The sequence below is a fragment of the Acinetobacter beijerinckii CIP 110307 genome (assembly GCF_000369005.1).
Taxonomy (GTDB): domain Bacteria; phylum Pseudomonadota; class Gammaproteobacteria; order Pseudomonadales; family Moraxellaceae; genus Acinetobacter; species Acinetobacter beijerinckii.
Map to the genome: position 1 here is coordinate 560583 of NZ_KB849766.1, position 13351 is coordinate 573933.

Below are 13351 nucleotides of genomic sequence, written 5' to 3' on the forward strand. Positions count from 1 at the left end.
TTTATGATATACATCTAAATTGATTGAATGGATCAAACAACATGACTGCTATTGCAAATAACCACGTGGTTTCATTCCACTACACTTTAACAAACGCTGAGGGTGAAACACTTGATCAATCTCAAGGTGAACCACTTGCATATTTGCACGGCGCAGGCAACATCATTCCTGGTTTAGAAAATGCTCTTACAGGTAAAACTGTTGGCGAAAAATTCACAGTAAATGTACCAGCAGCTGAAGGTTATGGTGAATATAATCCTGATCTTGTTCAAGAAGTTCCAGCTCAAATGTTCCAAGGTGTGGATAACATCCAACCAGGTATGCAATTCCAAGCTCAAACTGATGATGGCGTGCAAATCGTAACTGTTAAAGCGGTTGAAGGCGAAAACATTGTTGTTGATGCAAACTTCCCACTTGCTGGTCAAGATCTTACTTTTGAAGTAGAAATCATTGAAATTCGTGATGCTTCAGAAGAAGAATTAGATCACGGTCACGTTCACGGTGCAGGTGGTCACCACCACTAATTCATTTTTGAATCAGTGCACAAAAAAGCAAAGCTACGGCTTTGCTTTTTCTTCACATATAATTTAATAAAATAATAAAAATTAAACTTCTTTCTCATTATTTAACTGGTCGTTATTGTTTATGTCTCATCATTATCAATTGATTTGGTTTCGTCAAGATTTAAGAATTCAAGATCATGCTGCTCTGTGGCATGCGACCCAAGCAGGTCCATGTATCGCTTTGGTGATCCTCTCTCCGAAACAATGGCAGTTACATGATGATGCAGCAATAAAAATTGATTTTTATTTACGCCAATTGAAACAACTCAAACAAGACCTGGAAGCTCTTAATATTCCCCTCATGGTTCAAACAGTTGATTTATGGAAAGGCATTCCCCAATTTATTGAAAATTTGCTCAAACATATCCCTTTTCAAAATATTTACGCCAACATCGAATTTGGTTTCAATGAGTTAAAACGTGATAATGCGATTCATCACATTTTAAACCTACAGCAAAAACAACTGATTTTACTGCAAGATCGAACCTTATTTCCGATCGCATCCATCCGTAATCAATCCAATCAGCCCTATCAAGTTTTTGGCGCATTTAAGAAAACATGTTATCAACGTCTAGAACATGGACTTCCTCAGTGCTATCCATCTCCATTACAACAGTTGCCAATTGAATTAAATCTAACCGAGCTAACAAATACAGATATTGAACAATTACGTTCGGTTTTCCAAGACCAACTGAGAGAAAACACTGAGTGTGAATGGAAAATTGGTGAAGCGCATGCCTTAGCATTATTAGATCAATTTGTGGAAGAGCATTTAGCAGAATACAAATTGGCTCGAGATTTTCCTGCACAGTCAGGTACAAGTCAGCTTTCACCTTATTTAAATATAGGTGTTCTTTCGATTCGCCAATGTCTTCAGGCACTATTTAGAAAGCAGTTAGGTCATTTTACTATTCAATCTGAAGGTCAACAGACTTGGTTAGATGAGCTCTTATGGCGAGAATTTTATCAACATATTTTGTTTGATTTCCCTCAAGTCTCTAAACATTTACCATTTAAAGCATCGACTCAAAATATCGAATGGCGAGATGATCAGGAAAGTTTAAAACAGTGGCAGCAAGGTTTAACAGGTATCCCGATAGTTGATGCTGGAATGCGACAACTCCTTGCAACAGGTTGGATGCATAATCGTGTCCGAATGATTTGTGCGATGTTTTTAAGTAAAAACCTATTAATTGATTGGAGAATAGGTGAACAATGGTTTATGCAGCAATTAATCGATGGTGATTTGGCTGCAAACAATGGTGGATGGCAGTGGTGTGCATCAACAGGTACCGATGCCGCGCCCTATTTCAGAGTATTTAATCCAGTCAGCCAATCCAATAAATTTGATCCCCAAGGTGATTACATTCGGAAATGGGTGCCCGAATTGAAAGGGTTGGATGCAAAGACAATTCATGAGCCTTATGCAAAAAATTCATCGATTAAATTGAATTACCCTAAGCCAATAGTCGATTTAAAATTGAGCCGTGTTCGTGCTATAGAAGCATTTAAGCATTCTCAATAATTTTTAAATTTTGTGACCATCACGTAACATATTACATTCAGCGATGTCTGTAATATGTTACTTTTTTCACAATTATTTAAAAAAAATAGAAACATAAAACATATCGAAAAAGCGAGTTATCGATGTTAATTTTATTTTAAAACAAGCTAAAAAAATTAAAATTATTATGCAAAAGAACCCAGCACCCGCACTCATATTATGGATTGTTTCTTCTCAGTTATTTATGGGAGTCGTTGCATATGAATGGTTACCAGCAACCTATCGAGGAAGTTGGATTTTTTTAGTTATCTTGTTAATTGTTGGTGCTTTTTTAAATGTTGGCCTTGCCCTTATTTTAGGATTAATTGCTTTCATAAGTATGGCAATTTATTTTTCACTTGATCTAGCCAATCAAACGTATATTGAAAGACAACTTCTACTATTATTTGTGATTCCAATAGCACCTATTTTTATGAGTGCAATTCGTCACAATATTCAAAATGCTCTAAGAAGCTTTCGTGCAATTCAAAGTTACGATCGAAATTATCAACATGATATTTTACCCATTACCGCTCTTAAACATTTCCAAGTTGAACTTAAAAAACTGTTAAAACTCACACAAAAAGATCATTATAAAATTTATAATATAAGCATTATCAACACTACTTTAATTCGTGAAATGTTAGGAGAAGATATTTGGAAAGAAACACAAAATAAAATTATGTCAATATTATCAAATGATCATAACAATGTTATTTATCATTTTATTAATGAAGAACTGAGTCAAATTAAAAGTATCGTCATTCATCAAGATCAATTAACAGAAGGATTTTCTGAACCTGAGTTTATTGAAAAACTCAAATCATTAACAGTACTCAAACTTCAAATTGTAGATCGAACTGAATATTTAACTCCCCAAATAGGAGATTCTTAAATGTCAGTGATCATCAATATATGTGGTGTCTTAATTGCAACATCTAACTTTCCTGATCCAACACTCCGAAGTTTTTATCAGGATTATTATCATTGCAAAATTGAACCTACAGAGGATGAATCCTCTTATGAAATCCAACCTACAGAAACGATTTACCATCTATTTCCTAAAAATGCAACATGGTGGCCCATATTTACCTCAGATCAATTAGACTCAGAAAGCTATAAAAATATTGTAAGGCATGGTATTAACCCTGGGGTTATTTTACCAAATGATTATTTTAGTTTTATTGAATATTTTAAAATAAAAAAAGCAGTCAATGAGGGTGCTATACCAATTGCCTTATATCAAATGAAAACGCCAAAGTATTTTGCAGCGAAAGCCACCTTTTCTACAGCGATAGGTCTTAGACCTCTTGGGGCAATGATTGAGACTGGCTGGGATCAAAATATTATTTCTCAACCTGCTGGTAATTACTTCATTCAATCAAAAAACTCAAATGATCTAAATATTCCTGCAAGAGTAATTCAATACAAACAACAATTTTTTTATAACACCACAATCGACCCAACACAAAGCAGCGGTTATCAAATTATTTTAAATCCGCCTCTGAATATGTCAGTTAATAATATTCAATATCCAAATTTAGGTATTTCATGGAAGATACATAATACGAATTATCGAAGTACCACAGAAGGAATTGAAACAAATCTTTTGGGTTATGTCTTCATCGTACTAAGTATCGTAGTCATTCCATTAGATTATATTTTTTCCGCTCATTACCCAAGTCTACTCAGTACTTTTGGCAGCTCTATTTCTTGGATTTCTTTACTCTTTGGAGGAATTTTATTACTCATTTTAATCATCTCAATTATCCGTAGGAGAAGAATAAATGCCCGCAATTGATGTTCTTTTCTTATTTGGATTTTTAGGGATTTGGATTCCTCAAGCTTTTTGGGCGTGGTTAAGTTTCCAAGCTTGGAAATATTCAAAAAATGCTGCTCGTGAATTAGAAAATTTACCCATACCTGAACAATGGCCAATTTTGAGTGTACTGATCCCAGCGTATAACGAAGGTGTTGTGATTGAAGATACTTTGCATGCCATCGCTCAACAAGATTATCCTGAGCATGCATATGAAGTACTACTCATTAATGATGGCTCTAAAGACGATACTTTGGAAATAGCTGAAAGAATGGCAGCTATTTACCCGTGCATTAAAATTGTGAATGTTCCTAAAGGTATGGGAGGTAAAGGAAAATCTCGCACACTAAATAACGGCCTTCCTCATGCAAATGGCGAGTTAATTGTGGTTTATGATGCAGATAGTACGCCTGAACCTGATTGTGTTCGTCTTTTAGCACAAACCTTACTCGCTGATAAAAAATTAGTTGCGGTGAATGGTAAAGTGCGCACACGTAATTGGCGTGACAGTATCCTGACTCGTTTTATCGCAATTGAATTTATTTTTTTTCAATGGATATTCCAAGGTGGTCGTTGGCAGCGCTTTGAGCTTTCAACGTTAATGGGTACAAATTATGTTATATGGCGTGATGCTTTAGAAACGTTAGGTGGCTTTGATGAAAAGTCATTGGTTGATGATACTGAAATGAGCTTTAGAATTTTCTTGGGTCAAAGACGGATTAAATGGGTTCCTTATGCTGTAGGTTGGCAACAAGACCCACCATCATTAAGTGTTTTTATTAAGCAGCGTTCTCGTTGGACTCAAGGGAACTTCTATGTAACCAGTAAATATTTACCGATTGCTCTTAGAAAACCATTTCCTATCGGTATTGAAATATTTAATAACATTATGTGTTATGTACTGTTTGTTCCAGCCCTAATTTGGAGTCACATTACACTCACATTAGGTTTATTAGGTATTGCAGGTATCACCTTAGCAGGTCCTTTTACCCTGTTATGGGGCTTGTCTTTCTGTTTATATGTCGCACAAATGTGGTTTACCCTTTCGTTGGAAAGAGCTAAGCCTCAACTATATTTCTTTTCAGTCTTATCTTACATAACGTATTCTCAAATATTTTTGTTTATCGTTTTTAAAGCTGCTTACGATATGCTGAAAAATAAAATTCAAGGTAATTCTTTACAGTGGTATAAAACTGAACGTAGCAAAGAGAGAAAATAAATGAAAAAAAAACTATTGAAACCACAGATTCTTCGGGCTCTTTTAGCAACAGCGGTCCTCTCTTTGCCAGTATTTTCTTCAGCGGATACATGGAATACTTGGACTTTTGACAATATAAACACGTCAAATAAATATACGATTGAACCACACTTTTTTTATATTGGTAAAGGGTCAGAATGGCAAAGTATTCAATTTAGTACCGACTATTCTACGGAGCATTTCACAACATTGCTCGTAAAATATGACGACAAATTAATTTATAACACTACACTCAATGGCGCTGGTGATTTAAGCTTCAATATTCCCCCAAGCGAAAGTGGCTTCCATCGACTAGATTTTATTTTACAACAATATTCTCCTCCAACCTCTCCTGCAGCAGATCGAACCACCTTCTGTAGCGAAGATGTTGATCAAGTGACCTATCTGACCAACTCAAAAATTAAGTATTTACGTTATAGACCTGTTTATAAACTTAAAGATTTGCCTGATGCATTATTTAATCCACAAATTGTACGTCCTTCCAAATTTGTTGGCGTTTTAAAGTTTAATTCTTCTCAATTAATTGAAGCCTCTATGCTTGGTCGCTTGATTAGCGCTTGGAGTGCAGCAACGCCTATAAAATGGTACGAAAAAACTGCCCCTGCTGATCAGCCTGCAAATTTTTACATCGAAATTGTTAAATCTGCTAAGCCAATGCCAAATGGAACTTTAGTACAGATTAGTGCTCAAAATGATATTCCAACCTTAACTATAGAATATGATCATCCTGAAAAATTAGTATCAGCGATAAACGGATTATTAAATTCAGATTATTTGCAACAACTTGATACTTCAGCAACATACCTACCCAATAAATTGGCGGAACCTAAATGGGCTGAATTAAAGCAGATCAAAACACTTGCCGATTTAGGTATTAGTGATTTCCGCCTTAATCAAGCGGAGAAAAATCTATTTTTAAATTTTCCTGCAGTATGGCAACCCACAGATATTTTACAGGGACAAATTGCACTTCGAGTCCAAAGTGGTTTATTAGAAGGCTCTAATATTACAACGTGGATTGACGGCGGTTTAGCAGGAAGCCTCAAGACTGCTGACCTAGCTTCCGATCCAGTCAATAGACAATTTAACTACTTTGCTAAAACCATTTCGGACAGTACTACTTTTAGCATGAAGCTAGAAAACTCTGTCATCGTAAACTCTCAATGTCTACCCACAGCAAAAGGCTCACTCTGGATTGATACGCAAAAATCAACAGTAAAATTACCTCACAAATTAAAAAATGGGGTTGCATCTCTACCGATGAGTTTTGCGACGCATCCAACAATTGCCATCGATAGTCATGCTGGCAGCTTAGAAATGGCTATTGCAATTAGTCAAACTACTAAGAAAATGTTAATGACGAATGCTCCTGTGCCATTAAATGTTGTTAAATATGATCAAAAGAAACCTGAAGTCTTAAATGTTCAAGTCAATCCGAGTATTTATAAACAACAAGTTTTAATGCACCCCGATATTATTTATGCACCAGCTGCTGATCGCGGATTTTTAATCAATTTTCAAGATCAACGCTTTGATATTATTACCGACTCGGTCGAAGGTGCACAAAATTTCAGTAAAATTTGGGAGAAAATTCAACAAAACATTCCCAATAATGCGAGTAAAATTTTAGTTACTGAAAATGGGCAAGTCTTTACTTTACAAAAGATTATTGTTGGAAATCAAAAGGTACCTTTAGTTCAACAATCTTCTTTCTTTGTACTGATCATAATTATCTCTGCTATTATGATTTTAGCAATCCTGCTTTGGTATTGGCGCAAAAGACCAAATGATAAAAAAAAGGCTAACTAAAAAAGCATTTATTATAATTTTTATTTGCTCTTTAATTTTGTTAGGTGGTTGTATGCATGGCGTTCAAGCAGATGACATACAGCCTCCTCAAATTGAAGGTATATTTTGGCAACCAGACTTAGCCACAACTGCACCTAGAGGAAATTGGGACTTATTGGGTGTGAATACTTTTCTGCCACAGTGGTCTGTGGTTGAATCTAAATCTTGGTTTGACCATGATTCACATTTTTCAAAATGGGAAAAAAATATAAATATTAAAAAGCTTAATCAAGAACCATGGGCACAAAATATTATTCTTGGTTTAGCTGGTGAATATAATGAAACTATTGCCCGAGCTAATGTACTCGAGTTAGCAAAACATTCAAATAAAATTATTGAAGATACAAAAACCATTCCTTTGAAAGGATATTATTTTCCTGTAGAAGCCGATCCTACATGGATCTGTGTACATGAACTTGCTAAAGCCATCACGAGCTTATCAAAACCCGTTTGGATAAGTATTTACAGCGCTGAACCATCACCACAATATTTGGATTCTTGGTTAAAAAGTTGGCTACCAAAACATACAGGTGTATTTTTTCAAGATGGTGTAGGCGTCGGAACTCGATCACCTCAACAAGCAAGAATTATATTAGAAGACTTACAGAAAGAATTTGGAAAAGATCAAATCATTATTGTTCTGGAAGCATTTCGTCCAATGAAGAATGGAAAATTTCGATCTGCTTATCCGTGGGAAATTATCGAACAACTAAAAGCTTATGAGGGTCAAAAAGTTTATATTTTTGATGGTCCTCATTATATGAATCGTTGGACGGTTTATAGCGTTGCATTGTGGTATAAGATCAGATATCGAACTTAAACTAAAAAATAAAAGAAGTTTTAAAAGTCCCTATAAAATACAAGTTCAGTTCGCGTATTATTATAGTCCTCAGTTCCATCAGCCAAAGCATCTTTAAAATAATGTCCATACAAACGCTCTACTCTAAGTTTTACTGGAACATAATTAAAGGGTTGCCACGCTACTCCAGCACCATATTCATATAGATTGTTATAATTTTCACTCTTGGAATCAGCTAAAGCATGTAGTTTTCCATAAGCTTGTACTATACCTGTCTCACCCCGATAAATATTAAAACCTGATCGTAATCTTAAATCTGCAATCACGTTATAATCTTCTCTAGAATAAGTCGCTATATTTCCATAAAAATCAGTAAAATAATCATTCAAAAGCGTACGCTGATCTGTATTTGGATTGGCATACCATTCTTGATAACCCGTCACACCACCAACAATACTTTCTCGAAATTTATCACGGTTTCGATCGATCAGGTCATAACTTCCACCCACTTCTAAATAAGCGCGCACAGGCACTGATTGCCACGGTTGGTAATTAGCGCCAACACCTAATGTCACTGCATTTTCGTCAATAATCTCAGGACGAACGCCACCTTTTGATTTAGTGTCACGATTGAGATTTAGAAATCCATAAACTTGTGCTCGACCAGTATCAAGGTTTTTGCCATAACGCATTTTTAAGGGAAAGATAAAATCGTCATAACGCGACTCATAAGACGGCGCAAAATAAACATCTTTAAACGTAGATGGAACGGTTGAACCTCTCAGGTTTTGCACAGCTTGTTGCGCCTTTTCAGCAATATCCGAATTAGGAGAGGTTGTTAAATCTTTAAAAAGCACCAATGCTTCTTTATCTTTTTTGAGTTGATTCAATAAATAAGCTTGCTGCAATTTTAGTTGATCATCATTTGGTGCAAGCTGTGATGCACGCCTAACACTATTCAGTGCTTGATCAGGTTTATTTAAACGGATTTGTAAATAGGTTAAGCTTTTCCAAACTTTAACATCTAAAGGCGTTATTTGGCTCAATTCTATTAAAGTTTTTTCAGCTTTCTCAGGTTGACTTGATTCAATCTTATAAAATTTATCCCAACGATCATACACTGGGTTACCGGGCTTATATTCAGCATCCCCTTCTTTGACAAAATTAGCTTCAGCACTCAAAGCTGATTGTGAGAATAAAATGAGACAGATCACGAGTAATGATTGGTTTATTGGCTTTTTTTTCGAGTTTTGCATTTTATATCTCAACCATTAACTTCAGCTATTTTTATAGCGAATACTAGATTAAACAAAGAGTTAAAATGTTAAATATTTCACACATTATAACTAAATACTTTCTCTACAATCGTTAAAATACGTTATTTTGTAATTGAATTAAGTTGATGAATGATTGATAAAATCGAAGTAGAACCTCCGAGAATCATCACAATAAATACATAGCACACTTCCATAAGAGCTCAATATTATGTCTTTTCCTCATCACCCAGAGCCCCATGTTATTCAACGTTCAGGCTGGTTACGTGCATCTGTATTAGGTGCAAATGACGGCATCATTTCAGTAACTAGCTTAATTATGGGTATGGCAGCGAGTGGTGCAAGCTCTCAAACTTTACTTATTACGTGTATTGCAGGTTTGATTTCTGGCGCAACTTCAATGGCAGCAGGAGAATATATATCGGTTAAATCTCAAGAAGACATTGAAAAATCAGATTTAAGATTTGAAGCAAGAGAGCTTGAAAAAAACCCTCAAGCCGAGCTTAAAGAGCTTACAGAAATTTATATTTCTAGAGGATTAACACCAGAGTTAGCTCATGAAGTTGCAAAACAACTTACTCAACACGACGCACTTGGTGCGCATGCTAGAGATGAAATTGGGATACATGAAAATACCGCAGCAAATCCTGTTCAAGCGGCATTGTCATCAGCAGCCTCATTTTCATGCGGTGCAGCACTCCCAATGCTCGCAATATTACTGAGCCCTAACACATGGATTGCTCGCTCAGTGCTCATTACAGGGATCATTTCACTGGCTTTATTAGGAGCATTGTCTAGTTATTTTGCAAAAACATCTATGCTCAAAGGTAGTCTACGCATCACACTTTGGGGAATTTTAGCGATGGCTTTTTCAAGTTGGGTGGGCTCACTGTTTCATGTCACCCCCATCTAATAAGTAATTGCAAAATAAATACGTGACTATTCATAGATTAAATAGCGATTATTATTTGCAGGTTTTTTTATTTATACGTTAATGTGATTAAAAATGAAATGAGCATACAATGATGTCTATTCAAGAATTATTAGAAATAAAACACCCAATTTTTGCATCGCCAATGGCAGGTGTCTCCACTCCTGAATTAGCAGCAGAAGTTTCCAACCAAGGCGCTTTCGGTGCTTTAGGATTAGGCGCGAATAGTCCAGAAACTGCAAAAAGTCAAATTTTTAAAACCAAAGAACTTACAGAAAAACCATTTCAAGTTAATTTTTTCTGTCATCAATCTCAGAACATAAGTATAGAAAACTCGCAAAAATGGATTGAATATTTACGTCCTCAATTTAATAAATTTGGCGCTGAACCGCCTACTGAACTTAAATGTATCTACCCCAGCTTTTTAGATAATGACGATTTTCTAAATGTTGTACTAGAAACAAGCCCTAAAGCGGTCAGCTTTCATTTTGGGATTCCCCATCCTCATCAAATCCAAGCATTAAAAAATGCTGGAATCATTACCATGGTTTCTGCGACGAATCTCATTGAGGCTCAATCAATTGAAGCAGCGGGTATTGATATCATCATTGCGCAAGGTATTGAAGCTGGTGGACATCGAGGTATCTTTAATCAAACATTTGATGCAGCCCTTAAAACCAGTGATTTAGTACAACTGATTTCAGCACATTGCACAATTCCTGTGGTTGCGGCAGGTGGAATTATGAATGGTGAACAGGCAAATCTTATGTTGGAACGTGGTGCCGCTGCCGTACAATTGGGTACAGCATTTGTTCAATGTAAAAGCTCAAGTGCAAATACAGCTTATCGTAAAGCATTATTTAGCCAGAAAATTACCCAAATTAGCGTCAGTCTTTCAGGTCGTCCTGCTCGTGGATTATTAGGAAGCTGGCATACCGAAATTGATTCACCAGATCGTCCTACTCCACCGGAATATCCTTACACGTATGACTTAGCCAAACAATTAATGACTGTTGCTAGCCAACATAATGACTTCAGTTTCGGCGCATTTTGGGCAGGCAGTAATGTTGCTCAAATTCGAGAATTAGAGGCTGCTGATTTAATTAATCAGTTAGTTTTAGAAATGAAAAATATTTAAAATCTCTTAAAAAGAAACCGACCTAAATAAGTCGGTTTCTTTTGTTATTTAATTGCTTCAAGCAACGTATGCTGTGCATTATGCGGAGCTTCACCCTCTGCTGGTTTTGCACGCTCCCAAACGCCATCACCTTGTAATAACCAAGCTTGTTGATTGTCTTTAAGATAATTCAATAGACCAAGCTGATAAATACGTTTTTTTAATGTCGGCTCTTCAATTGGAAAACATGCTTCTACACGATTAAATAGATTACGATCCATCCAATCTGCACTAGAACAATAGATTCGAGGGTTACCATTATTGCTGAAATAGTAAACACGTGTATGTTCTAAGAAACGCCCGACGATAGAACGCACACGAATATTTTCTGAAAGATTTGGTAAGCCAGGTCTTAAACAACAGATCGAACGAATAATCAAATCAATTTGTACACCAGCTTGAGAAGCTTCGTATAATTTATTGATCAGTTGAACTTCTGTTAATGCATTTACTTTAACAATAATTTGAGCAGGCTTACCCTCTTTAGCATTCGCAATTTCGTCATCAATGAAATTAATGAGTTGGGCATGCAAAGTGAATGGAGCATGAAGAAGCTTTTTCGGCTTCGCCATTTTCCCCATTCCTGTTAATTCCTGGAAAATACGATGTACATCTTCACAAATATCTTTATCTGTAGTCATCAAACCATAGTCGGTATAAATACGTGCATTAGTCGCATGGTAATTACCCGTACCTAAATGAACATAACGAATCAGTTTGTTGTTTTCACGGCGCACCACCAAAATCATTTTGGCATGTGTTTTATATCCCACAATCCCGTATACAACCACCGCACCTGCTTCTTGCAGTACATTGGCAACTTCAATATTTGACTCTTCATCAAAACGTGCACGTAATTCAATCACAGCCGTGACTTCTTTACCATTGCGTGCGGCTTCAGCTAGAACTTGTACGATTTCAGAGTCAGCGCCACTACGATATAGTGTTTGCTTAATCGCAAGTACTTGCGGATCACGAGCAGCCTCACGGAGCAATTGAATCACTGGTGCAAATGATTCAAAAGGATGGTGCAATAAAATATCTTGCTTCTGCATCGCTGCGAAAATACTTTCTGTTTTTTTAAATACTTTTGGTAGTACAGGTGTATGCGAATCATAACGTAAATGAGGACGTTTAAAATTTGAAAGTAAACGCGCTAAATTGACAGGCCCATCGACACGATACAGTTGTTCTTCATCTAAATGGAATTCATCAAGCAAATATTCATAAATATGTTTTGGACAATTATGTGTGACTTCTAAACGGACAGCACGACCAAAGCGACGTGAACTCAACTCACCTTTCAAAGCTTTGGCTAAGTCTTCTACATCTTCATTTAAAGCTAAATCGGCATTCCGTGTGACACGGAATTGATAACAGCCAGTTGCTGTCATTCCTGGAAATAAATCAGAGACATGCTCATGAATAATGGCAGACAACATCACATGATGCTCTTTGCCATCGGTTAATTCATCAGGTAAACGGACTACACGCGGTAAAGAGCGTGGCGCTGGTACAACTGCTAAATCAATTTGACGACCAAATGCATCTTTCCCTTCCAACGTCACAATAAAGTTTAAGCTTTTATTGACTAAACGCGGGAATGGATGAGCTGGATCTAGACTAATTGGTGTTAAGACGGGTGCAACTTGTTCTTGGAAGTATTTTTTAATCCATGCAGATTGTGCAGGGCTCAATTCACCTCGACGTAAGAAGCAAATATCTTCTTCACGAAGCTTAGGTAAAATTTCTTCATTTAAAATACGATACTGACGTTCTAATGCAGCATGTGCTGTTTTTGATATTTGATCTAAAACTTGTTTAGGCGTCAACCCATCAGGTGTGCGACTTTCATTACCTAATGTCAGTTGCTCCATCATCCCCGCAACACGAATTTCAAAAAACTCATCTAAATTGCGTGAAAAAATAAGTAAAAAGTTCATCCGCTCTAAAAGTGGATGGAGTGGATCGACTGCCTGCTCAAGTACACGAAGATGAAAATCGAGAATTGAAAGCTCACGATTTATATATCGATCATTGTAACTATATTCTATTGGCGCTGTTGTCGTCACTGCAGTATTCATACCGAACCTTGTTGCATTATCATTTATCAAGTTATGGATTTAGTATGCTGCAAAA

At 36.3% G+C, this 13351-nt stretch carries 11 protein-coding genes; 9 read left to right on the top strand and 2 right to left on the bottom strand.

Translation table 11 applies throughout. From position 1 onward, the window contains the following. Nucleotides 1-41: 41 nt before the first annotated feature. From F933_RS15820 to F933_RS15850, 7 genes are all read left to right on the top strand, one after another. Nucleotides 42-524, top strand: a complete 483-nt coding sequence (locus tag F933_RS15820) for an FKBP-type peptidyl-prolyl cis-trans isomerase (RefSeq protein WP_005055116.1) — start codon at nt 42-44, stop codon at nt 522-524. A 121-nt stretch (nt 525-645) separates the two neighbouring features. After that, nucleotides 646-2088: a cryptochrome/photolyase family protein gene (locus F933_RS15825; RefSeq protein ID WP_005062838.1), complete on the top strand. Its 1443-nt coding sequence runs from the start codon at nt 646-648 to the stop codon at nt 2086-2088. A 166-nt stretch (nt 2089-2254) separates the two neighbouring features. Then, nucleotides 2255-3001 carry a hypothetical protein gene (locus F933_RS15830; RefSeq protein ID WP_005062840.1) on the top strand — a complete coding sequence of 249 codons (747 nt, stop codon included), beginning with the start codon at nt 2255-2257 and terminating at the stop codon, nt 2999-3001. After that, on the top strand, nt 3002-3907 hold the full coding sequence (locus F933_RS15835) for a hypothetical protein (protein ID WP_005062843.1): 906 nt from the start codon (nt 3002-3004) through the stop codon (nt 3905-3907). Further along, nucleotides 3894-5144, top strand: a complete 1251-nt coding sequence (locus tag F933_RS15840) for a glycosyltransferase family 2 protein (protein WP_005062845.1) — start codon at nt 3894-3896, stop codon at nt 5142-5144. Before F933_RS15835 ends, F933_RS15840 begins: the two co-directional genes overlap by 14 nt. Continuing rightward, a complete protein-coding gene (locus F933_RS15845; RefSeq protein ID WP_005062847.1) occupies nt 5145-6992 on the top strand; it encodes a hypothetical protein in 1848 nt (615 codons plus the stop codon). Beyond that, nucleotides 6970-7851 (top strand): alpha-amylase family protein, encoded by an 882-nt coding sequence (locus F933_RS15850; protein ID WP_034711160.1) that lies wholly within the window; start codon nt 6970-6972, stop codon nt 7849-7851. Before F933_RS15845 ends, F933_RS15850 begins: the two co-directional genes overlap by 23 nt. Nucleotides 7852-7871: 20 nt before the next feature. Here the strand turns inward: F933_RS15850 and F933_RS15855 are convergent, their stop codons facing one another. After that, nucleotides 7872-9086 carry a tetratricopeptide repeat protein gene (locus F933_RS15855; protein ID WP_005062851.1) on the bottom strand — a complete coding sequence of 405 codons (1215 nt, stop codon included), beginning with the start codon at nt 9084-9086 and terminating at the stop codon, nt 7872-7874. 229 nt (nt 9087-9315) lie between these two features. Here F933_RS15855 and F933_RS15860 point away from each other — a divergent pair, with 229 nt between their 5' ends. Then, the gene (locus F933_RS15860) at nt 9316-10017 is read left to right on the top strand and encodes a VIT1/CCC1 transporter family protein (RefSeq protein WP_005062853.1); all 702 of its coding nucleotides are present in this window, start codon (nt 9316-9318) and stop codon (nt 10015-10017) included. Nucleotides 10018-10129: 112 nt separating this feature from the next. Further along, complete coding sequence (locus F933_RS15865; protein WP_034711230.1) at nt 10130-11173, top strand: NAD(P)H-dependent flavin oxidoreductase; 1044 nt, start codon at nt 10130-10132, stop codon at nt 11171-11173. 44 nt (nt 11174-11217) lie between these two features. On the opposite strand, the gene ppk1 is transcribed toward F933_RS15865, so the two are convergent. Further along, nucleotides 11218-13296 carry a polyphosphate kinase 1 gene (ppk1, locus tag F933_RS15870; protein WP_005062857.1) on the bottom strand — a complete coding sequence of 693 codons (2079 nt, stop codon included), beginning with the start codon at nt 13294-13296 and terminating at the stop codon, nt 11218-11220. Nucleotides 13297-13351: the final 55 nt, after the last annotated feature.